Annotated in this window: 20 protein-coding genes; 10 read left to right on the top strand and 10 right to left on the bottom strand. The window is 67.8% G+C overall.

Going from position 1 to position 22,396, the window contains the following annotated elements; translation table 11 throughout:
- Positions 1-91: 91 nt before the first annotated feature.
- Both ABZ909_RS30895 and ABZ909_RS30890 read left to right on the top strand, forming a co-directional pair.
- Positions 92-1,525, top strand: a complete 1,434-nt coding sequence (locus ABZ909_RS30895) for an AarF/ABC1/UbiB kinase family protein (protein WP_357006532.1) — start codon at positions 92-94, stop codon at positions 1,523-1,525.
- Positions 1,526-1,550: 25 nt separating this feature from the next.
- A complete protein-coding gene (locus ABZ909_RS30890; protein ID WP_357006529.1) occupies positions 1,551-2,792 on the top strand; it encodes a saccharopine dehydrogenase NADP-binding domain-containing protein in 1,242 nt (413 codons plus the stop codon).
- Positions 2,793-2,828: 36 nt separating this feature from the next.
- Here the strand turns inward: ABZ909_RS30890 and ABZ909_RS30885 are convergent, their stop codons facing one another.
- The gene (locus tag ABZ909_RS30885) at positions 2,829-3,785 is read right to left on the bottom strand and encodes a hypothetical protein (RefSeq protein WP_357006527.1); all 957 of its coding nucleotides are present in this window, start codon (positions 3,783-3,785) and stop codon (positions 2,829-2,831) included.
- A gap of 83 nt (positions 3,786-3,868) precedes the next feature.
- Between ABZ909_RS30885 and ABZ909_RS30880 the strand changes: the two genes are divergently transcribed.
- The 5 genes from ABZ909_RS30880 to ABZ909_RS30860 all read left to right on the top strand — a co-directional run bounded on the left by ABZ909_RS30880 (position 3,869) and on the right by ABZ909_RS30860 (position 7,772).
- Entirely contained in the window at positions 3,869-4,498 is a 630-nt protein-coding gene (locus tag ABZ909_RS30880; RefSeq protein ID WP_357006524.1) for a TetR family transcriptional regulator, read from the top strand.
- Positions 4,499-4,624: 126 nt separating this feature from the next.
- Positions 4,625-5,332 carry an ESX secretion-associated protein EspG gene (locus tag ABZ909_RS30875; protein ID WP_357006521.1) on the top strand — a complete coding sequence of 236 codons (708 nt, stop codon included), beginning with the start codon at positions 4,625-4,627 and terminating at the stop codon, positions 5,330-5,332.
- Positions 5,333-5,396: 64 nt separating this feature from the next.
- Positions 5,397-6,248, top strand: coding sequence for a polyphosphate kinase 2 family protein (locus ABZ909_RS30870; RefSeq protein WP_357006518.1), 852 nt, complete (start codon positions 5,397-5,399; stop codon positions 6,246-6,248).
- A 163-nt stretch (positions 6,249-6,411) separates the two neighbouring features.
- On the top strand, positions 6,412-7,206 hold the full coding sequence (locus tag ABZ909_RS30865) for a thioredoxin domain-containing protein (protein ID WP_357006515.1): 795 nt from the start codon (positions 6,412-6,414) through the stop codon (positions 7,204-7,206).
- Entirely contained in the window at positions 7,206-7,772 is a 567-nt protein-coding gene (locus ABZ909_RS30860) for a vitamin K epoxide reductase family protein (RefSeq protein ID WP_357006512.1), read from the top strand. Before ABZ909_RS30865 ends, ABZ909_RS30860 begins: the two co-directional genes overlap by 1 nt.
- Here the strand turns inward: ABZ909_RS30860 and ABZ909_RS30855 are convergent.
- Positions 7,769-8,917, bottom strand: a complete 1,149-nt coding sequence (locus ABZ909_RS30855) for a trypsin-like peptidase domain-containing protein (protein ID WP_357006510.1) — start codon at positions 8,915-8,917, stop codon at positions 7,769-7,771. The genes ABZ909_RS30860 and ABZ909_RS30855 overlap by 4 nt on opposite strands.
- A 64-nt stretch (positions 8,918-8,981) precedes the next feature.
- Entirely contained in the window at positions 8,982-9,719 is a 738-nt protein-coding gene (locus tag ABZ909_RS30850; RefSeq protein ID WP_357006507.1) for a ZIP family metal transporter, read from the bottom strand.
- Between the two features lie 106 nt (positions 9,720-9,825).
- On the opposite strand from ABZ909_RS30850, the gene ABZ909_RS30845 reads away from it, so the two are divergent.
- Positions 9,826-10,878, top strand: coding sequence for an NAD(P)-dependent alcohol dehydrogenase (locus ABZ909_RS30845; protein ID WP_357006504.1), 1,053 nt, complete (start codon positions 9,826-9,828; stop codon positions 10,876-10,878).
- A 48-nt stretch (positions 10,879-10,926) separates the two neighbouring features.
- Here the strand turns inward: ABZ909_RS30845 and ABZ909_RS30840 are convergent, their stop codons facing one another.
- The 6 genes from ABZ909_RS30840 to aceA form a co-directional block, all read right to left on the bottom strand.
- The gene (locus ABZ909_RS30840; RefSeq protein WP_357006502.1) at positions 10,927-11,124 is read right to left on the bottom strand and encodes an antitoxin; all 198 of its coding nucleotides are present in this window, start codon (positions 11,122-11,124) and stop codon (positions 10,927-10,929) included.
- Between the two features lie 70 nt (positions 11,125-11,194).
- A complete protein-coding gene (locus ABZ909_RS30835) occupies positions 11,195-11,575 on the bottom strand; it encodes a VOC family protein (protein ID WP_357006499.1) in 381 nt (126 codons plus the stop codon).
- Between the two features lie 108 nt (positions 11,576-11,683).
- Positions 11,684-12,388, bottom strand: coding sequence for a WYL domain-containing protein (locus tag ABZ909_RS30830; RefSeq protein ID WP_357006496.1), 705 nt, complete (start codon positions 12,386-12,388; stop codon positions 11,684-11,686).
- A gap of 327 nt (positions 12,389-12,715) precedes the next feature.
- A complete protein-coding gene (gene metE, locus ABZ909_RS30825; protein ID WP_357006493.1) occupies positions 12,716-15,031 on the bottom strand; it encodes a 5-methyltetrahydropteroyltriglutamate--homocysteine S-methyltransferase in 2,316 nt (771 codons plus the stop codon).
- Positions 15,032-15,331: 300 nt separating this feature from the next.
- Positions 15,332-16,219 carry a 3-hydroxybutyryl-CoA dehydrogenase gene (locus tag ABZ909_RS30820; protein WP_357006490.1) on the bottom strand — a complete coding sequence of 296 codons (888 nt, stop codon included), beginning with the start codon at positions 16,217-16,219 and terminating at the stop codon, positions 15,332-15,334.
- A gap of 416 nt (positions 16,220-16,635) precedes the next feature.
- Positions 16,636-17,925, bottom strand: a complete 1,290-nt coding sequence (gene aceA / locus ABZ909_RS30815) for an isocitrate lyase (protein ID WP_357006487.1) — start codon at positions 17,923-17,925, stop codon at positions 16,636-16,638.
- A 526-nt stretch (positions 17,926-18,451) separates the two neighbouring features.
- Between aceA and ABZ909_RS30810 the strand changes: the two genes are divergently transcribed.
- Positions 18,452-18,928 (top strand): DUF1772 domain-containing protein, encoded by a 477-nt coding sequence (locus tag ABZ909_RS30810; protein ID WP_357006484.1) that lies wholly within the window; start codon positions 18,452-18,454, stop codon positions 18,926-18,928.
- Positions 18,929-19,070: 142 nt separating this feature from the next.
- On the opposite strand, the gene ABZ909_RS30805 is transcribed toward ABZ909_RS30810, so the two are convergent.
- Positions 19,071-19,478 carry a hypothetical protein gene (locus tag ABZ909_RS30805; protein WP_357006481.1) on the bottom strand — a complete coding sequence of 136 codons (408 nt, stop codon included), beginning with the start codon at positions 19,476-19,478 and terminating at the stop codon, positions 19,071-19,073.
- A gap of 282 nt (positions 19,479-19,760) precedes the next feature.
- On the opposite strand from ABZ909_RS30805, the gene ABZ909_RS30800 reads away from it, so the two are divergent.
- The gene (locus tag ABZ909_RS30800) at positions 19,761-22,373 is read left to right on the top strand and encodes a tetratricopeptide repeat protein (protein WP_357006479.1); all 2,613 of its coding nucleotides are present in this window, start codon (positions 19,761-19,763) and stop codon (positions 22,371-22,373) included.
- Positions 22,374-22,396 lie beyond the last annotated feature (23 nt).

Below are 22,396 nucleotides of genomic sequence, written 5' to 3'. Positions count from 1 at the left end.
CAGTGTGGTTAGTCTGAACCCGGCGGACCAACCACGGGGCATCCGCCGTGTCGGCACCAACGGGGGTGTTGGCTCCCATGGAGGGTCACTGATGGCGAAAGAGCTGCCCACATCCAGGCTTGCGCGGGGGACGAAGCTGGGAATTGCCGTCGCCGGTAATGCCTTGCGCGCTCAGAAGACTCGACGGTCCATGCGCGGCCGCTCCGAGGCCGTGCGGGCCCGGATGGCCGAGGAGTCCATGATCCGGGCCACCGAGCAGATGGTCATGGTGCTGGGCACCATGAAGGGTGTGGCCATGAAGCTCGGGCAGATGCTGTCCGTGCTCGACCTGGACCTGGTGCCACCGGAGCATCGGGAGCGGTTCCAGCGCCGGCTCGCGGTGCTGCGCGACAGCGCGCCCACGGTGTCGTTCGAGGTGATGCGGGCGGTCATCGAGGAGGACTTCGGGCAGCCGCTGGAAGCCGTTTTCGCCGAATTCGATCCGGAACCCGTGGCCGCGGCCTCGATCGGGCAGGTCTACAAGGCGACGCTGCACGACGGCCGTGAGGTCGCGGTGAAGGTGCAGTACCCGGGCATCGACGTCGCGGTACGCGCGGATCTGAAGAACCTGGCCATGTTCCGGCGCATCCTGCAGTCGGCCATGCCGTGGGTGACCCCCGCCGTGCTGGACGAACTACGCCTGAATCTGGAGAGCGAACTCGACTACGTCGCGGAAGCCACCACCCAGCAACAGATTTCGGAGCTGTTCACCGGGCACCCGTTCATCGTGGTGCCGACCACCTATCCTGAGCTGTCCACCACCCGCGTGCTGGTGAGCGAGTACTTCCCGGGCCGCGGCTTCGACGAGATCCGGGAACTGCCTGCGGCGGAACGCAATCGGATCGGCGAGATCATCTACCGCTTCTACGTGGGCTCACTGTTCACCTTCAACGAGTTCTGCGGCGACCCGCATCCGGGCAATCTGCTGCTGGGCCCGGACGGCCGGGTGGCGTTCCTGGACTTCGGGCTCTTCAACCGGATGGATCCCGAGCACGTGCAGTTCGAGGCGATCTGTATTCGCGCGGCGGCCGAGGAGCGGGCCGAGGATCTGCGCGATCTCATGGTCGAGCGCGGGGTCATCGATTCGCCGGATGAGATCACGCCCGAGGAGTGCCTGGAATACGTGCTGGCGGCCTGCGAATGGGCGCTGGTGGACGAGGATCTCACCATCACCCCCGAATTGGCCTCCGGCGCTTTCGTATTGGCGGTGGATCCGCGGGCCAGCGAGTTCACCGGGATGAAGCAGCAGAATCTGCCGCCCGAGCATCTGTTCTCCCGGCGGGCCGACTTCCTCACCTTCGGCATGCTGGGGCAGCTGGAGGCGACCGGCAATTGGCATCGCATCGCGCGGGAGTGGCTCTACGGGGACGAGCCGGTCACCGAACTCGGCCGCGCCCATCACAACTGGCTGGCGAGCCGCCCGGCTCGCACGCCGACCACCGGGGGGCCGACCAAGAAGACCCGTAAGCGCGCCGCCAAGGCGTGAAACCTCACCGACGGGAAAGAGAGCCATGGCCAACAGGGAATTCGACATCGTCCTATTCGGGGCGACCGGCTTCGTAGGCAAACTGACCGCACAGTATCTGGCCGGGGCGGCACCGACCGATGCGCGCATCGCGTTGGCCGGGCGGTCGCCGGAGAAGCTGGCCGCCGTGCGCACGGAACTGGGGGCCGCCGCGGCGGAATGGCCGCTGGTGCAGGCGGATTCCACCGATCAGGCCAGCCTGGACGCGCTGGCGGCGCGCACCTCGGTGGTGGTCACCACCGTGGGCCCGTACCTGCGCTACGGGTTGCCGCTGGTGCAGGCGTGTGCCGAGAACGGCACGCACTACGCCGATCTCACCGGTGAGCCGTTGTTCATCCGGGAGTGCATCGACCGCTTCGGCGAGCGGGCCGCCGAGACCGGCGCGAAGATCGTGAATTCCTGTGGCTACGACTCGATTCCGTCGGATCTGAGCGTGTATCAGTTGTACAAGCGCAGTGTCGCGGACAATGCCGGCGAGCTCACCGATGTCACCCTGGTGGCCTGGCTCAAGGGTGGGGCCAGCGGCGGCACCATCGATTCCGGGCGGGCCATGATGGAGGCCATCGCGGAGGACCCGAGCAAGGCGTCGGTGATGTCGCACCCGTATTCGCTGAGCCCCGACAAGGCCATGGAGCCCGATGTCGGCCGCCAGACCGATCAGGCGCTCTCGCGGGCCTCGGCCATCGATCCGAGCCTGGACGGCTGGGTGGCGACCTTCATCATGGGCGCGCACAACACCAAGATCGTGCGGCGTTCCAATGGCCTGCTGGGCTGGCCGTACGGCAAGAACTTCCGCTACCGGGAGGTCATGAGCGCGGGCTCCTCGGCCACCGCGCCGCTGGTCGCCGCGGGCATCGCGGGCGGGATCGTGGCCACCATGGCGGCGGGCGCGGTGCTCTCGCGGGTGGCCATGGGCCGCAAGCTGATCGACCGCATCGTGCCCAAGCCGGGCACCGGGCCGAGCGAGCAGGCCCGGCGCAGCGGCTGGTTCACCATGCGCACCTTCGCGCACACCACCTCGGGCGCGAAGTACGAGTGCACCTTCGCCGGCAAAGGTGACCCGGGCTATCAGGCCACCTCGGTCATGCTGGGCCAGTCCGGCCTGTGCCTGGCCTTCGACAGCCTGCCGGAGCTGGCGGGCATTCTCACCCCGGCCTCGGCCATGGGTGACGCGCTCACCGAGCGGTTGCGCGCGGCGGGCATCACCATCGAGGTCGCGCCCGTCTGATGCGCCGCGGCGATCACATCCGACGCGCCGAGGCGATCACGCCGGAGTGCTGTATGCCGCGATGAGCTCGCGGTAGCGATCGAAGGCGGGCTTCGGCGTGTAATCCGAACGCAGGAGCCCGAATTCGAGGTTCATATCGCCCTGATCGCTGTAGGAGTCGCGCAGGCCGAAGTGCTCGTAGGTGGTGATGTTGAGCTCGCCGGCCAGGCCGTCGACGAGGCGCACCACGGTCTCGAGCATCTCGGCCTGCCGCGCGTAGGACCGGTCCGGCCCGGTGGCCCAGCCGTTTTCGGTGATGTGGATGGGGGTGGCGGCGGGAATGCCCGCGGCGGCCAGGCTTTCGCGTCGGAAGGCGGTCACCACCGCCGTGATGGCGGCTTCCAGGCCCTCGGCAGCGATCGGGCGGAAGACGTCGGGGAAGAAATCCAGGCCGACATAGTCGAGCGCGGCGGCGAATTCGCGCCCGCCCCGGCGGCCCAGATCGGTCCAGAACTCCTGTGCCGGATCGAAGATCGGCGTCGAGTTGCAGCCGATGCGGACCGCGAGGCCGAGCCGATCCACTTCCGCGCGGGCGGCGTGCACCCCCTCGATGATGGCCTGCCGGACCTGCGGGTAGCCGCCGTTGCCGCCGGGTCCGGCATGGTTGGGCTCCTCCGCGATCTGCAGTGAGCAGAGCACCGGTCCGTAGTCGCGAATCTGCTTGCGCAGGAACGCAAGCCAGCCGGTGAGGTCGTCGCCGGGCTCGTGGAAGCACACCACCAGATCGAGTTTCCGGTGCGCCGCGGCGTACTGCCAGGGCTGCGGCGGGGCCTCCTGGAACCCGCCGCGCGCGTCGCTGTAGAGGACGTAGCCGCGCACCACGAACGGGTGCTCGCCGTGCAGTTCGTCCAGGGCCGCCGTGATGCGGTCGGCCCGTTCCGGTGGGCCGGGCGTGACATTGCCGAACTGATCGCCGGCGAGTCCGCCCGCATAAATGCCGAATCTGAGCGTCATGCCCACGACCGTAGCTCAAATTTTGGTGTCACACCAATTTTAGTGTCACACCTATACTGCTCTGCGACAGGAAGGAGAGGTCGTTGGCACTACGCGAGGAGAAGAAGCGTGCGACCCGGACCGGGCTCGCCGACGCCGCCATGACGTTGTTCGCGGAGAAGGGCTTCGACAAGGTGACCGTCGCCGAGGTGGCGCGCGCCGCGAACGTCTCGGTCAACACGGCGTTCAACTACTTCCCGACCAAGGAGGACCTGTTCTTCGACCGTCAGGACGAGGTCGCGAACCGGCTCGCCGCCGCGGTGCGCGACCGCGAGCCGGGCGAATCGGCGGCCGCGGCCATCCGGCGCGCCTTCCTCGACCGGGTGCGGCGCGACGATCCCACCCTCGGCCTCTCCCCCGGCGCCACCACCTTCTGGCGCCTGATCGACGACAGTCCCGCCCTGCAGGCCCGATTGCGCCGGCTCGGCGAGCAGACCGAGACCGCGCTGGCCGAAGCGCTCGCCGAGGCCACCGATACCAGCCCGGACGACCCCACCGCGCGGCTCGCCGCGGCCGCCCTCGCGGGCCTGGATCGCGCGCTGCACGCGGAGATCCGCCGGGCCACCCTGGCGGGCGCGGACCCGGAGACGGTGCGCGCCACCGTGATCCGAGCGGCGACCGACGGATTCGACACGGCGGTAGCAGGACTCGCCGACTACGCCACCCGGCGATAGCAACCCGCCGAAGGAGTGCGGTAGGTCACAGATTGCGCGTCCCGGCGACAGGCAGCACCCGCAGAATCTCTCCGGTAGGGTCGCGGACGGGACGGAGGTGGTACCCAAGAAAGGGGGGTCGGCCACGTGAAATGGATCCTGACCCCGGACGAGTTCGCGATGCTCTGGACCCGCGAAACCGATCTGGAACGCCGTCCCTATCCACTCGACACGACTCCGTCGGCACCCGAGAATCTCGACGGCGCAGCGCAATTCGGGCCGATCACCCCGGGCGGAGCGCCGGCGCGCTTCCTGCGCCGTACCGATCCCGACCTGGCCGCGGCACTGACCCTGTGCGCCCGCACCGACCCCACCACGGTCACCCTGTACGGCGAGCGCACCGCCGGCCCGGAGGCCCGGCGCATTCTCGCCTTCGCGGCGGTGGCGCAGCAGCGGGTGGGCATTCTGGTCTCGCTGCCGGACGCGGTGACGGTATCGCTGTGTCCCGCAGAGCAATTGGGGCGGGAACTGGTGGAGGTCATCGGGTCGGCGCCGCCGGGACGGCTGGAGCCGCTGCGCGAACCGCAGCAGGCGGTGCTGTATCCCGATGCCGACGGCACCGGCGCGGAAGCCGACCGCTTCCGCCGCAAACTTCGGGAACCGGTGGACGGGCGCGGATTCATCACCGTCACGGTCGAACCGGCGAATCCGCTCTCACCGCCGACCCGGCATCGCACCTGGCTGGATTTCTCCGGCGACGGCCGCTATCTGCTGACCACGGCCGCCGACCTGACCCTGACCCCGGTCACCGACGAGGAATTGGCCGCGCAGCTGGTGCAGCTGGCCCGGGTGTGAGAGGCACCGGACGGGTTCGGCGCAGTTGCCTGCGGGAAACCACGCCCCGTGCTACGCATGAGGAATGGCGAAGGCGACATCCTGGTCGAAACCGGTCACCAAGGCGCTACGCGCCGATGGCGTCAGGGTGAGCGATCTGAACCCATCCGCGACTCCGGGTTTCAAGGGCGACAAGCGCGCCGGCGAGGCTCTGCTCGAGCAACGCCGTGCCGTGTTGTCGGATCTGCAGGAAAAGCTGTATGCCAACGGCCGTTCCGGTGACACCCGCAGCGTGCTGCTGGTCCTGCAGGGCATGGACACCGCGGGCAAGGGCGGCATCGTCCGGCACGTGATCGGTTCGGTGGACCCGCAGGGTGTGGACCACGCGGCGTTCGGGGTGCCGACGCCGGAGGAACAGAAACACCACTACCTGTGGCGCATTCGCAAGAAGCTGCCGCGCGGCGGGCAGCTCGGCGTGTTCGACCGCTCGCACTACGAGGATGTGCTGGTGGTGCGGGTCCACGATCTGGTCGCGCCGGAGGTGTGGGGCAAGCGCTACGACGAGATCAACAAGTTCGAGCGCAAGCTGGTGGACGACGGCACGACCATGGTGAAGGTGGCCATGTTCGTCTCGCTGGACGAACAGAAGAAGCGGCTCATGCAGCGGCTGGACCGGCCCGACAAGTACTGGAAGTTCAGCCCGGGCGACATCGACGAGCGCGCGTACTGGCCGCAGTACCAGGAGGCGTACCAGGAGGTCCTGGATCGCACCAATACCGACTACGCGCCCTGGTACGTGCTGCCCTGCGATTCCAAGTGGTACGCGCGGCTGGCCATCACCGAACTACTCATCGACGCCCTGCAGGGCCTGAAGCTGGACTGGCCGCCCGCGGACTTCGATATCGCCGAACAGAAAAAACGTCTCATCCAGGGGTGATTCACACCCCTGCTGGATGAATATTCGCCGTTGACCACGGAAAAGGGCTCGTCGCCGCGGCCCGGGCGCGACTCGGCACGCACACATGCAGCTTTCTCTCAGGTTCTCGGGTGAAGATGGGCGCGCACGTGTCGTGACAACGGAAGGCGTGGTGAGCACAGACGTGAGCACTAAACCGGGTGACCGTAAAAATCCGCTCGCGAAAGCGGCGCGGGCCGAACGCAACCGCAAGATCTTCATCCAGGTCGGCGTGGCCGCGGTTCTGGTCGGTCTGGTGGCGGCCATCGGTATCGGTCTGGCGATCCGCAAGCACGACGACAACAAGGGCACCCCGGCCGCGTCGTCGGCCACCTTCGCCCCGGCCGTCACCCACGACCCGAGCACGGGCGCGATTCCGCCGAACGTCACACCTGGCGGCGCCATCCGCATCGGCAATCCGGACGCCAAGGCGAAGATCCAGATCGTCGCCGACCTGCAGTGCCCGGCCTGCAAGATGTTCGAGGGCTACAACTCCGACGCGCTGACCAAGGCGGTCCAGAACGGTTCCGCCACCATCGATTACAACATCATCTCCTTCCTGGACCGGGCCTCCAACGGCAACCAGTACTCGACCCGCGCGGCCAATGCCGCCTATGTGGTCGGGACCGCGGACCCGTCGAAGTTCCAGGCCTGGCTGGGCACCATGTTCGGCAAGCAGCCGCCGGAGAACGGCAATGGCATGACCGATGACCAGCTCATCCAGATCGCGGCCGACGCCGGATACACCGATCCACAGGTGGCGCAGGACATTCGGGACGGCAAGTACATCCAGTTCGTGAAGGACGAGACCAAGGCGGTCTTCGCCACCGGGCTGCAGTCCACCCCGACCGTGTATGTGAACGGCAGCCAGGTGCAGGACGCCAAGACGCTCATGAGCCCGGGTGGCATGACCTCGGCGATCGAGAACGCGAGCAAGTGATGATCGCGGCGGGTCCCCGTTCGGCCTGGCCGCTGCTGCTGGGTGCACTGATCGGCTGGGCGGCGTCGGTGACGCTGCTGGTGGAGAAGTTCAAGTCGCTGACCGAGCCCGGCTACAAGCCGGCCTGCTCCATCGATCAGACCCTCTCGTGCTCGACGGTCATGGAATCACCGACGGCGTCGATGTTCGGATTCCCCAATCCGATCATCGGCGTGGTGGGGTTCTCGGTGTTCGTCACCGTCGCCGTGCTGCTGGTGTGCGGAATCGCCCTGCCGCGCTGGTTCTTCGGCGCCATGTGGTTCGGCCTGCTGCTCGGCGTGGCGTCCATCTGCTACCTGGTGTGGGACGCGGTGTTCAAGATTCACGCGCTGTGCCCGTGGTGCATGGTGGTGTGGGCGGTGACGCCGGCGCTGCTGGCCATCGTGACCAATGTGCTGTGGGGACGCTCGCGGGGACTGCTGCAGATCCTGGTGGAGTGGCGGTGGACGCTGGTCGCCGTCTTCTACGCGGTGGTCATCCTGATCGTGTACCTCCAGTTCCAGTCGTACTGGAACAGCAAGTTCTAGTTGGGCGGGCCGACGGTGAGCGTCACGTTCACCGTCCGGTGCCCGCCGTTCGGGTCGCTGACCTCGAGCCGCACCACATCGTCCGGTCTATGGGCGTTGAGTGCGGCTTTCAGCATTTGTGAGCTGGTGATGGCGCGGTCGTCGAGAGCGGTGATGACCTCGCCGTCGGTGAGTCCGGCCTCGTAGGCGGGCAGTCCGTAGATGGACACGTCGATGTGCGCGCCGGCCGGCTGCGCATCGGAGGTGAGGATGCCCAGGGTGGCGGTGGGGCCGATGTGCACGGTGTCGGTCGGTGTGCCGGAACGGATCTGACGGACCACGTTCATGGCGGTGTCGATGGGCACGGCATAGCCGTTGGGGCCCTTGCCCATTGCCTTCTGCATGTCGCCCGAGGCGGCGGTGATGACGCCGATGACCGAGCCGTAGCGGTCCACCAGCGCGCCGCCGGACTGCCCGGCGGCCACGGCGGCCGCGACCTCGATCATGCCGTGCAGCGATTTCCGCGACAGGTCGGCGGCATTGCGGGCCACGATGGCCGAATCCAGATTGGTGATGGGCCCGCCCACCGCGGTCGGTGAGCCGGTGCCGCCCGCATTGCCGATGGCCAGCACGGCGTCGCCCAGGTGCAGTGGGGCGGAGTTGCCGATATGGGCGACCGGGAGCCCGCCGGCGCCGTTCAGATCCAGCAGGGCGATATCGGCGCCGGAGTCGTAGCCGGCGATGGTGGCGGTGTAGGTCGCGCCGGTGCCGACATCCGAAACCGTCACGGTGTCAGCGCCTTTGATGACGTGATGGCTGGTGAGCACCTCGCCCTCGGCCGTCAGCACGATGCCGGAGCCGGCCGCGCCCAGGCCGTAGGGGCGGATGCCGGCGGTGATGTTCACCAGTGCCGGTTCGGCCACCCGCGAGACCAGGTCGACGTCCAGCGGCGGCAGCGACGGGCCGGCCAGCTCGGCGGTGGTGGAGTCGTCGCGGAACGGCCAGCGCGGCAGTTCGCCGCGGTAGCCGAGGAATCCGGTGATGCCGAGGACGGCGGCGACGAGCAGTGCCAGGATGCGCCCGGCCCGGCCGGGTCGGCGGCCGCGGGCCAGGTAGGGACCGGTAGCGCCGCCCGCCGGATATATCCCGCGCGTGTCGCTGTCCACGGACCCTCCCGATTGCGGTTCGCCCGCCGACTCGAGCATGTCTGTCTACTGGTGTACCAGTATTTCAATGGCTCAGTGCCGCAACAGCCAACATGGCCAGCACCCCGGCCAGTGTGCACAGCAGCGGTCCCCTGGCGGGTTTGCCCGCATGTGCCTCGGGCAGGATATCGGCCGTGGCGAGATAGAGCAGGAAGCCCGCGAAATAGCCGAGATACAGGCCGACCAGTTCGGCGGGCACCCGCACCAGCGTGCCGATGATCGCGCCGACCACCGGGGCGATGGCATCCAGTCCCAGCATGATCAGGCCTCGGGTGCGGGCATTGCCGTACAGCGTGGTCAGGGTGAAAGTGTTGAATCCGTCGGCGAAGTCGTGGCAGATGACCGCGATGGCCACCGCCACGCCGACCGCCGTGCCGGCCTGGAAACCGAAACCGATGCTGAGGCCGTCGAGGGTGGAGTGGAACACCAGGCCCGCGCCCGCGAGCAGGCCCAGCGAGGAGAAGTCGTGATTGTGCCGGTGCGCGACGAATTCGTCCTCGTAGCCGGTGTGCAGAGCCATCGAGCGCTCGATCACGTGCACGGTGAAGAAACCGACCACCGCGGCCAGCAGCGGCACCGGCACACCGAGCACGATGCGGCTGTCCTGCTCCAGCGCGTCGGGCATCAGGTCGAAGGCCACCACGCCCAGCATGACGCCCGCGGCCAGGCCGAGCACCAGGCGCTTGCGATCACCGATGTGCACCGCCGACAACCCGCCGATCAGGGTTGCGCACATGGAGAGCACGGAGAGCAGAATGGCCATTCCGCCAGCATGACGACGGTTGGAGCCCGGATTGCCACGCCGCGCCGCGCGTGAGAAATCGAACGATGGTTGGTCATTTCGGGCATGCGGGAGTAGGCATTACTTCATGAGCACTGCTACCGCCTACGCGGTCTCCGCCCCGGACGGGGCCTTCGAGAAGATCGCCATCGAGCGCCGCGAACTGGGCCCGCACGACGTGCTCATCGACGTCAAGTACGTGGGCATCTGCCATTCCGACATCCACACCGCCCGCAACGAGTGGCGCGGGACCGCCTACCCGTGCGTGCCCGGGCACGAGATCGCCGGCATCGTGGCCGCGGTCGGCTCCGAGGTGACCCGGCACCGGGTCGGTGATCGGGTCGGGGTGGGCTGTCTGGTCGGCTCCTGTGGACACTGCGATCCCTGTCTGGCGGGGGAACAGCAGTACTGCGAGAACGGGGCGGTCTGGACCTACAACAGCCCCGTGTCCGCCGAACTGCAGGCGGGCGGGCATACCCTCGGCGGCTACGCCACGCAGATCGTGGTGACCGAGGGCTTCGTACTGGCCATTCCGGAGGGCATCGGGCTGGATGTGGCCGCGCCACTGCTGTGCGCGGGCATCACCCTGTTCTCTCCGCTGCGGCACTGGCACGCCGGGCCGGGCAAGCGGGTCGCCATCATCGGTATGGGCGGGCTCGGGCACATCGGCGTGAAGATCGCCGCGGCCATGGGCGCGGAGGTCACCGTGCTCAGCCACTCACTGTCCAAGCAGGAGGACGGCCTGCGGTTCGGGGCGCACCACTACTACGCCACCGGTGACCGCGACACCTTCAAGAAGCTGCGCGGATCCTTCGACCTCATCATCAATACCGTCTCCGCCGACCTGCCGATCGAGGACTACCTCAAACTGCTGCGGCTGGACGGCAGCCTGGTGGCGCTCGGCCTGCCCGAGCAGCCCTACAGCGTGCGGGCTTCCGCGCTGGCGGGCGTCCGCCGTTCGCTGTCCGGCTCGATGATCGGCGGCATTCCGCAGACCCAGGAGATGCTGGACTTCTGCGCCGAGCACGGCATCGGCGCGGAGATCGAGGTAATCTCCGCAGACCGCATCGACGAGGCCTACGAGCGGGTGGTCGCCTCCGACGTGCGCTACCGCTTCGTCATCGACGCCGCCACCATGTGAGGCCGCGGGCGTGTTTCGCGCCGGCCGGCGCGAAACACCCTGTGCCGCTTAGTGTCCCGACTGCTCGCGCAGAGCCTGCTTGGCGGCGTCCTGCACCTTGTCCACCGCATCGGCGAACTTGCCGTCGGTCTGCTGGTCCACCAGATCGCCGGCCTTGTCGATCAACGGCTCCAGCTTGTCGGCGTGCTGGCCCGCCAGCTCCGCCGCCTTACCCGCCGCATCCTTCAACTGGTCGAACAAGCCCACGATCCACACTCCTGTCTCGAATCAACGTCCGTGACAGGCTATCTCCGCGTCGCGGCGGGAGCGGCGGAGCTCAGTTCGCGGGAGGCGGGCTGAAGACGCCGAAGCGGTTGCCCGAGGTGTCGAGCAGCTCGGCGAAGACCAGGCCGTTCTTGGCGGTGACGGGCTGCAGGAAGACCTTGCCGCCTTCCTTCTCGGCCGCGGCCAGTACCGCGGGCACGTCCTGAACCAGCACATAGAAGATGGCGTGGTTGCCGGAGGCGTCGTCCTGATGCGCGATGCCGCCCGCGGGCATCTCGTTACCCGGATAGGTGACGACGTCGTATTTGCCGTCCTCGTCCGGGTCCGGAGCGAAGTTCCAGCCGAACAGTTCCCGGTAGAAGGCCTTCACCTGTTCGGGCTCATTGCTGCCGACCTGGAACCAGGCGACGGTGTTGAAGGGCGGAGTGGTCATCTCTGTCTCCCGAAGAGTCATGGTGGATTTCCTTGCCCCACCACGATCTCCGGGCCCGGCGACAACCCCCTGTCGGTGTTTCGCGATTATTTGCCGGTGTTCGCCGACCTAGCCGAGCGAGATCATCCGCACCTCGTGCACCGGCTCGTCCGGGCGGCACATGTCGATGGTCCGCTCCGGCCCGATCCACTCCGTCAGCTCGATGCCCTTCATCCGGTCGAGCCGGAAGTTGCGCGGTTCGTCGCGCAGCCGGCACCAGGCCAGCAGATACCAGCCATTGGTCCCGTGCAGCAGCGCCACCGGCTCCACCTCGCGCTCGCTGAGCACCCCCGAGCGATCCAGATATTCGATGCGCAGCCCGCGCCGCGCCACCACCGCCTGCTCCACCTCCGCCGGGATCGGCATCGGCGCGACGGCCTCCGGCGACTCCAGCAGCCGCACCCGCAACGCCAATTGCCTTGCCGCGTCGGCATTCTGCTGGGACATGGCGGCCAGGATCTTGCGCAGGGCACTGCGCCCGGCCGCCGCGAAGGGCCCATCGTCGGCGCGGGCCACGGCGACCGCCAGCGCCACCGCCTCGGCCGCGGTGAAGTTCAGCGGCGGCAGCGACATACTCTTCTCCAGCGCGTACCCACCCCGCCGCCCGACATCGGCGTAGATGGGCACCCCCGACTGCTGCAGCGCGCTGATGTCCCGCTCGACGGTGCGCACGCTCACCCCGTGCCGCACGGCCAATTCCCGTGCGGTCCGCAGACGCGGGGACACCGCCCGCAACTCCTCGACAATCGCGTAGAGCCGATCCGTGCGGTTCACGCCCACACCGTAGCGGCACCCACCGACAATCCCGGGTCGGCGCTCAGCGCCCCGACTTCCAGGGCGGATCCGGCGGCACCCGGTCCCCCTTCTGGTCGTATGTGTCGTTGTACTGCTTCTCGGTTTCGGGATCGTCCACCGGCTGATCACTCTTACCCGTCGGATCCAATGCTCATTGCCTTTCTCGAAAACCTGTGTCCCCGCACGCTAATCGCCGCTCCATGACCGATTCGTGACGCCGGACGCACGGAACCCCGGTCCGATCGGAGGATCGAACCGGGGTTCCGGGGTGAGTGCGAACCGGGTGGCGAGGTAAGCGCTACCGCCTCAGGCGGTTTCGCCCGCGGCGGCCTCCGCGCGGCGGCGGACGCGGCGGGCCGCGGCGACCATATTGCGCAGCGACGGGTCGAGCTGCCAGTGGTGGCGGGTCTTCAGGCCGCCGTCCGGGTTGGCCCACAGGCGTTCCGGGGTGACAGCTTCCGCTGCGGCGGTGAGCAGTTCGTCCAGCTCGTCGATGTCCGGGATCCGGGCGGACCGGGACTCGTACACGCCCGGGCCGACGCCGTGGGTGAGGCCGCGGCCTTCGGCGCAGTCCTCTTTCAGCGCCTCCAGCACCCACTCGATGGAGCGGGTGGCGACGATGGCGGTGACGTCCGCGTCGAGTTCCTCGATGGCCGCCACCACGTCACCGCGGCTGGAATAGCCGATGTGCGTGTGGATCTGGGTTTCCGGGCCGACACCGGAGGTGGCCAGCTTGAACGCGCCGACGGCCCAGCGCAGGTATTCGGCCCGGCCCTTCTTCCGCAGCGGCAGCAGCTCGCGGATGGACGGCTCGTCCACCTGGATGATGGCGATGCCCGCCTTCTCCAGATCCACCACCTCGTCGCGGATGGCCAGCGCCACCTGGTCGGCGGTCTCGTAGAGCGGCTGGTCCTGGCGCACGAAGGAGCGGGCCAGCATGGTGACCGGGCCGGTGACCATGCCCTTGACCGGCTTGTCGGTGAGGGACTGGGCGTACGTGGTCCACGACACCGACATGGGCTCGGGGCGCGACACGTCGCCGTACACGATCGGCGGTCGCACACAACGGGATCCGTACACCTGCACCCAGCCGAAGTGGGTGGTGGCGAAGCCGTCCAGCAACTCCGCGAAGTACTGGATCATGTCGTTGCGCTCGTGCTCGCCGTGCACCAGCACGTCGAGGCCGATGTCCTCCTGCAGCCGGATGGTGGACTCGATCTCGGCTTCGATGCGCTTGCGGTACTCCTCGTAGGACAGCCGGCCCTGACCGAGGTCGTGGCGCGCCTGCCGGGCCGTCTCGGTCTGCGGGAACGAGCCCAGCGTGGTGGCGGGCACCACCGGCAGCCGAAGCCTGGCCTGCTGCGCGACCTTTCGCGTCTCGTAGGGCTCGCGCACCCGCATCTGCGGGGTGACGGCGTAAACCCGCTGGCGCACCGCGTGCTTCTGCTTGAAATGCACCGAGGTGGGCTTCCTGCGCCACTTCTCCGAGGGGCCCTCGGTGAGCGCCTTGGCCAGCGAAACCACTTCCAGCACCTTCTGTTTGGCGAAGGCGAGGCGGTCGGCGACGGGACCCTCGAGCTCGTATTCGACGAGCACGTCGTAGGGCACGTGCAGCAGCGTGGCGCCGGTGGAAACCACCATGTCGGGGCAGACCTGGGCGAGCGCGTTGAGGTATTCCAGCGTCACGAACCGGTCGGCACGCCACACATTGGTGCCGCTGATGACACCGGCGTAGAGCCGCTTGCGCCTGATGCCGGGGATCTTGGCCAGTTCCTCGGGCACGACCCGGTAGCTGGCCAGGTCGAGACCGATGGCCTCCACCGAAGTGCGGCACAGGATTTCGATGGCCGCACCGAAATCGCCGTACTGTCCGGTGACCAGCATGCGCGGGCGCAGCGGGGCCTTGGACAGCTGCTGATAGGTCTTCTCGAACAGCTCCATCGTGGACGGCGAGCGGTCGCTGGTGAAGCAGGGCTCGTCCAGCTGCACGCAGGTGGCGCCACGCTTGGCGAGGATCTCGAACAGTTCCTCGTACACCGGCAGCAGCTTGTCCAGCAGCACCAGCTTGTCGAATTCGGTCTCGCCGGGGACGTGGCCGGTCTTGGACAGCAGCAGCAGCGACAGGGGTCCGAGGATCACCGGCCGCAGCTCGATGCCGGCCGCCTTGGCGCGATCGAACTCGTCCAGCAGTGCCTCGGGGTGCAGCGAGAATTCGGTGTCGGGCTCGAGTTCCGGCTGCCGGTAGTGGTACGGCGTGTTCAGCAGCTTCACCAGCTCCAGCGGCGGCAGATCCGGCCGCCCGCGAGCCATCAGGAAGTAGAAGTCCAAGGGGTGCAGGCCTTCTCGTTCGGCCTCGAACCGCTTGGGGACCGCGCCGAAGAGCAGCGCATTGTCGAGAATGTGGTCATAGAAGGAGAAGGTGTTGCCGGGAACCTGCGTCAACCCGGTGGCGGCCAGCTCCAGATACTGGCTCTCCTGAATTTCGCGCCCGACGGCCAGCAGCTCGTCGCGCGACAGCGTGCCGTGCCAATAGGACTCCAAAGCACGCTTGAGTTGCCGGTGCTCGCCGATTCGCGGGTATCCCAGGATGCTGGATCCGAACCCATCGGTGACGTTGACCATGAACGGACACTCCTTCCGAGCTGCCGGTCCCGCTCGACCTGTTTGCAGCTTATGCCCGGTTGAGGTGGACGCCGCCACAAGCCCGGCGACGCGCACCTTGGGTAAAAGACGCACCCCCGCCTCCCCGCGAACTCAGCGGGCGGCCAAGAGCCGTCGACGTTGGGCACCCGTGCCGCCAGTCGAGTGACCTCGCAGATTTTGGACGTACCCGGCGAGTTACCCGAACCGCGCGAGATCAGTTGTCGCGTCGGGACGTGGTGCTCGCCGGGCTGAGTTCGCGATAGGCGGCAGGGAGACCTGTTAGGTACGAGGGGAGGAGGGGGAGCTGTACTGGTAGAAGCCGGCTCCGGCCTTCTTGCCGAGCAGACCCGCCTCGACCATGCGCATCAGCAGCGGCGGCGCGGAGTACAGCGGCTCCTTGAACTCTGTGTACATGGAGTCCGCGATGGACTTCACGGTGTCGAGGCCGACCAGGTCGGTGAGCGCCAGCGGGCCCATCGGGTGGGCACAGCCCAGCACCATCGCCTTGTCCACGTCTTCCTTGGTGGCGAAACCGGATTCGACCATGCGGATGGCGGAGAGCAGGTAGGGCACCAGCAGCGCGTTCACCACGAAGCCGGAGCGGTCGGCGGAGCGCACGACCTGCTTGCCCAGGATGTCGGCGGCGAACTGCTCGGCGCGCTTGGTAACGGTCTCGGTGGTCTTGAGCGTGGTGACCAGCTCGACGAGCGGCAGCACCGGCACCGGGTTGAAGAAGTGCATGCCGACCACCCGCTCCGGGTTGTTGGTCGCCACAGCGATCTTCATGATCGGAATGGAGGAGGTGTTGGAGGCCAGCACCGCGTTCGGATCGGTGACAACCTTGTCGAGTTCGGCGAAGATGGCGGTCTTCACGTCCTCGTTCTCCACAACGGCCTCGACGACCAGCTGACGATCGGCGAAGTCGCCGAGGTCGGAGGTGAAGCGCAGCCGCCAGGCGGCCTGCTCCCGCTCGCGCTCGGTGATCTTGCCGCTGGACACCCCACGGTCCAGCGACCGCAGAATGCGGGCCCGGCCGGCGGCGGCGAGTTCCCGGGTCTGCTCGAACACGAGCACGTCGACGTGCGCCCGCGCGCAGACCTCGGCGATGCCCGCGCCCATCTGTCCGGCGCCGATGATGCCGACGCGCTGAATCTTTTCGCTGCTCACGTCCCGCTCCGTTCCGCCTCCCCGCAACTTTTGCGGGCGGCTAAGTGCCGTTGCCAGTCAGACACCCGTGCCTACGTCAGGTTCAAAACCAATTTTGGTCGTCCCCGGGGAGTTACCCCGACCGTCACGAAATCGGTTGTCGCCTGCCGAACGCTTTCGAAGTCTCTGAAGTCAAGCTGGGTGAAGGCGTCGGACTGATCATGACCCTGCGCCTTCTTAAGGTCCTCGATATCGAACTACTCGATATCGAACTATAGGAAAAATGCCCTCCCCGCCGGGGCTGTCGACGGGAAGGGCGGGTGAACACCGCCGGGAGAGGCTTGCCATCTCTCCCGGCGGAGTTCGAGGTTCCCGGGGCGGCGGAGGTTGTGATGCGACTACCGCCCCGGGTACAGGTCCTCAGAACCTGTTGTGGCTCAGTGGAACTGGCCCTCTTCGGTGGAGCCCTTCAGCGCCGCGGTCGAGGTGTTGGGGTCGACCGTGGTGGCGATGGTGTCGAAGTAGCCGGCGCCGACCTCACGCTGGTGCTTGACGGCGGTGAAGCCACGCTCGGCGGCGGCCTTGAACTCGCGCTCCTGCAGGTCGACGAAGGCGGTCATGCCCTCGCGGGCATAGCCGTAGGCCAGGTCGAACATGCCGTAGTTCAGCGAGTGGAAGCCGGCCAGGGTGATGAACTGGAACTTGAAGCCCATGGCACCCAGCTCACGCTGGAACTTCGCGATGGTCGCGTCGTCCAGGTGCGCCTTCCAGTTGAAGGACGGCGAGCAGTTGTAGGCCAGCAGCTGGTCCGGGAACTCGCTGCGCACCGACTCGGCGAACTTGCGCGCGACCTCGAGGTCCGGCACGCCGGTCTCCATCCAGATGAGGTCGGCGTAGGGGGCGTAGGCCTTGGCACGCGCGATGCAGGGCTCGATGCCGTTCTTGGTACCGAAGAAGCCCTCGGCGGTGCGGGTGCCGTCCAGGAACTCACGGTCGCGCTCGTCCACATCGGAGGTGATGAGGGTGGCGGCCTCGGCGTCGGTACGGGCGATGATCACCGACGGCACGTCGGCGACGTCGGCGGCCAGACGCGCGGAGGTCAGGGTGCGGATGTGCTGCTGGGTGGGGATCAGCACCTTGCCGCCCAGGTGGCCGCACTTCTTCTCGGAGGCCAGCTGGTCCTCCCAGTGCACGCCGGCCGCGCCGGAGGCGATCATGGCCTTCTGCAGCTCGTAGGCGTTCAGCGCGCCACCGAAGCCGGCCTCGGCGTCGGCGACGATCGGGGCCAGCCAGTTGGCGACCGAGGTGTCACCCTCGACCTTGGCGATCTCGTCGGCGCGCAGCAGCGCGTTGTTGATGCGGCGGACCACGGCCGGAACCGAGTTGGCCGGGTACAGCGACTGGTCCGGGTAGGTGTGGCCGGAGAGGTTCGCGTCACCGGCGACCTGCCAACCGGACAGGTAGATGGCCTTCAGACCCGCGCGGACCTGCTGCACGGCCTGGTTACCGGTGAGGGCGCCCAGGGAGTTGATGTAGTCCTCGTTGTTGACGAGATCCCAGAGGATCTCGGCACCGCGGCGGGCGAGGGTGTGCTCCTCGACGACAGTGCCCTGCAGCTTCACAACCTGATCGGCGGTGTAGTTACGGGTGACGCCCTTCCAGCGGGGGTTGGTGTCCCAATCCTGCTGGAGTTCCGCAGCGGTCTTCGGGGTGCCGACCTTCGACATCTCTGACTCCACTTCTTCGTTCGGTCTCGGTAGCCCCGCGGATCGAACCAAGCGCCGGAAGGAGCGAGGATGTTCGACCACTGCTGGAGCGGCAATTTGCAGACTTGCTAGGCCCGCGAGGTGTACTTCCACACGATGGCACAGGAAAAAATGTGCGTCTACCTGTTGCAAGTGTGAATCCCCGCTAGCTTTGACCAGCATTTTGTTAACTCTGCAAAATTTGCTTGCGAATAGCAGCGGTGAAATCTACTTGCCAGTAGCGCTGACGTGCGGTTTTGCATAACGCCCGTACTGTTTGCGTGACGGGGGCCACCGGCGCATGACGCGCCGACGGTCGTCCAGATGTGAGCACCTTCACAGATCATCGCGATCTCGATGGCTGTGAGACGAGCCACCGGGGTGCCCATTTCGGACCATTCGGTCGACTGAAAATCTCAGTATCTAGCACCGCTAGACAAGATAGCTACGCATTGTTATCGTTGCTTCAGTTCCTAGCACCGCTAGATCACGCCGAAAGAGGCCCCCGATGCTCGTCCTGACCGGCCAGTTCCTCGCCGCCCTCGCCGTCCTCGCCAATGCCGTCGTCTACGGCACCGACTGGTGCGCCGCCCTCATCTCCCGGTCCGTCTACCGCCGCCTCGACGACGCTACCGTCACCGTCAGCGCCGGCTGGGGCCACTACTACGGCGACAAGCGCATGCCGATCTTCGGCGCGGGCGGCGTCGTCACCGCCGCTCTCACGCTGATCGTCGCCGCGGTCTCCGGCCACACCGGCGCGGCCGTCGCCGCCGCCATCGCGCTGGTCGCCCTGGTCGCCTGGCTGGCCTTCTACGTGAAGGTGGCCAAGCCGGTGAACACCGCGCAGAAGGCCGCCGCCCAGTCCGGCGTCATCCCCGCGGATGCCCGTGCGCTGCAGGACAAGTGGGACAGCATCATCAACCTTCGGGTGGCCCTGCAGTTCATCGCCCTGTCCGGCCTGCTCGCCGCCCTGGCCCTCTTCTGATCCACCCGCACTCGAAGGCCCCGCACCGAACTCGGTGCGGGGCCTCGTGTTTGCCCGGGCGACAGTCGCCGGGGCGATGTGCCGACGCGCACCCCTCGGCACATCGGCCCCTGGTACCCGTTGCGCCGCCGCCGAGATGGGATCAGCGGCTGGGAAGCGGCCGCCGGGCCCGGCTCGGCGGCATGTGGCATCGCTCGATCGGCCGCCTGAGCTCCTTCCTACCGGCGTCCTCCTCCGGGTCGCTCGCACGCTCGGAACCGTTGTCCCGCAAGGCCAGCAGGCACATGGCGTCGGTGACCGTGAGCCCGATCACGCCGGCGTGCAGGGCCGCGACCTCCCCGTCGAATTCCCCGCCCGGGCGCTGCAATCCGATGAGGATCATCTCCGCGAGCACCAGCCCGGCCAGGGCCTGATCCCGCGTCAACCGCCGGCAGGTCGGCAGATACGACAGCACCCACCGTCCTCGGTGCTCCTCGGGCGCGTCCACCCGGAACGCGACCTCGTGGGCCACATCGCTGGTGATGAGCCATTCGAGTTCAGTGATTGCCATCGATCCGATCCTCCGTTCGATTCGGACCCCGCCCCGACCCGGCACCGCCCGACACCTCCATTGGACCGTCCCGGAGCGGCCGGACCGCTACCCGATCGGCCCGGGATTTGTTCCCCGCCCGATCGGGCCGTGACCTGCGGCGGACGGCCGGAAGACCGCCTTTGTTTCCCCGCGGGCGGACGATTTCTTCGCTACCGTCGGAAGCGAATACAGCTGTCTGCCAACTGAATACGGCCCGGTCACCGATTGCCGAGCGCGGCCGGCCGGGCGAGGAGGTCTCCGATGACACCGGCCGCCATTTCCGCACCCGAGATCGCCCGGCTCGGCCGGTCGCTGCGGGCGGTCGGGCTGAGCGAGCACTGCCTGATCGAGCCGCTGGCCGTCGAGCTCATGCGGCGCGGACTGCGTCCTCGCATCGCCTGGCGCAAGGCCAATGGCCTCAACCAGCGGCAGGCCGCGGATCGCTTCAATCAGATTGCGCCCCTGGTGGATTCGGATGGTCACCGGGAACCGCGGATGAAGAACAGCCGGCTGTGCGAGATCGAGAAGTGGCCCGCCCGCACCGCGGAGGGCAACGGCTATCGGCCGCCGACCCTGCACACGCTGGAGCTGCTCGCGCTGGTCTACAACACGACCTGGGATCGGCTCATCGATATCGACGACCTCGGTCACCTGGCGCACGAGGAGCGGGCGGCGTATCAGTCCCTCCGGGAACGCCTCGGGCGCAACCGAACCGGGATCCGGCAACCCTATGTGACGTCCTTCGACGCCTCGACCTTCATCGGGCGGCGCGGGCCGATGGAGGAGCTGCGCCGCCGCGTCGACCTGCATTTCCTGGGTGATGCTCGGGCGCAACTGATCACCGGGGTCGCCGGGGTCGGCAAGACCGCCTTCGCGCGGCAGCTGGTGGCGAGATTCGCCGATCGCTTTCCCGACGGCATGGTGTGGCTGGAGATGCGCAGCCATGACCGGGACGCGGGATCGAACACCACCGCGCGCCTGCTCGCGGCCGGGCTGAGCCAGCTGGGTGCGCGACCGCGCCCGCACGCCGACCAGGGCGCGTTGCTGCGGCAGTGGCACCACGAGACGACCGGTCGCCGGCTGATCGTCGTGTTCGACGATGTGCTGGAGAGCAAGCAGATTCGGCCACTGCTGCCGAAGTCGGCGAGTTGCTTCGTGGTGATCACCAGCCGGCGGCCGCTCACCGGCATGGTGCGCGTGAATCAGCTGGAGCTGACGCCGTTGGGGCTCGACGAGGCCGAGGAAATGCTGGCCACCCTGGGCAATCTGGGCGCGGGCCACGATTCGGCGGCGGTGCGCCGGATCGTGGAGGTGGCGGGCGGGCTGCCGCTGCCGATCCGGCTGGTGGCGGGGCGGATCAGCCGGACTCCGGGTCTGCTCGACGATCTCCGCGACGAACTCGACACGCTCACCATGCTGCTGACCCTGCCGACGACGGCGCCGCGCGCCGGGCACTGCCCGGCCGAGCTGATCCTCGACAAGTTCTCCGCAGAGGACGAATCCACCCGGGACGCCTTCGCCCTGTCCTACGCGCACCTGCGTGACGAGGAAGCGCGGTGCGCGGTGCGGCTGCTCGGCTGGTTCCCGAGCTCGACCGTGTCCGCCGACGACTTCGCGGCCATGGCGCAGGCCGAGGACTCCGCCGCGAAACGCCTGCTGCAGCGGGTCTTCGAGGACGGCATGATCGATCAGCTCACCAGTCGCCCGGGCCATCAGCGCTATCGGATGCACAATCTGCTGCACCTCTACGCCCGGTGCCGTGCGGATGCCGAGAGCCGGCCCGGCGAGCGCGGCGCGGCCCTGGGCCGGCTGTTGCGGCACTATCTGGAGACGGCGAGCGGAATCGGAAAACCGCGTCCCTTCGACACCGTGCATCACCACCCGGGTCCGGACGAGCGCAATCCGAACATGGCCGTCATGCAGTCCCGGCTGTGGTTCGAGGAGCGGCTCGAGACCATGCTGGCGTGCGCCCGCACCGCCGAACGCACCTCGGACACCGCACGATTCGCGGATCTGCTGGCGAGCCAGCTCGCGACGCTCGGATACTTCGCCGAGAGCCGCAGCATGTTCGAGCTCGCGGGCGGGATCAATCACGCCATCGGGGATCGCGCCGCCGAATGCGACGCCCACTTCGGGCTCGGCCACCTGCTCCGGACCATGCGCGAATATGCCAGGGCAGCATCCTGTTTCGAGTACGCGCACAATCTGGCGGCCGATATCGGGGACAGCGCCCGGACCGCGCGCACCCTGCTGTGGCACGCCGCCGCGCTGCGCCACCAGAACAGCTGCGACGCGGCGCGCGCCGAGGTGCGCCAGGTTCTGCGCATCGCACACTCGCTCGACGATCTGCACCTGGAATGCGATGCCCTGCGCGAACTCGGTCATCTCCACCGGCTCACCGAGCAGTACGCGGCCGGCGATGAGAACTATCGAGAGGCGCACGCCATCGCCCTGCGGATCGGCGACCGCTATTGCGAGGGCTGGTCGGTGTGGGGCCTGGGCGGCATCGCCGGGGTGCGCGGCCGGCTGGACGATTCCTGGGCGCTGTTCGAGCAGGCGTATCGGATCAGCAAGGAGATACCGGATCCGCTGCTGCAGATCGACACCCTGCGCGGTTTCGGCCACATCCACCGGCACCGCGGCGAATTCGACGCCGCCCGGATCAAATACGAGGAGTCCCGCGCCCTGACCCGGGGCATCTCCGACGCCGACGGCGAGGCCGCCGCCTGGTGGGCGCTCGGGGAGCTCGAACGCTGCGCCGACAACCCCGCGCTGGCGCTGGTCTACCTCGAGAAGGCCCGCACCCTCTGTGAGGGCATCGACCCCGCCCGCCTGGTCAAGGTCCAGCAAACCCTGACCGCCCTCGGTAGCTGAGCCGGCGCGCGCTGCCGGTTACC

Origin of the sequence: Nocardia sp. NPDC046763, assembly GCF_040645495.1 — a bacterium.
Lineage (GTDB): Bacteria > Actinomycetota > Actinomycetes > Mycobacteriales > Mycobacteriaceae > Nocardia.
The sequence above is the reverse complement of the archived record's forward strand: the minus strand, read 5'-3'. Positions and strand labels throughout refer to the sequence as shown.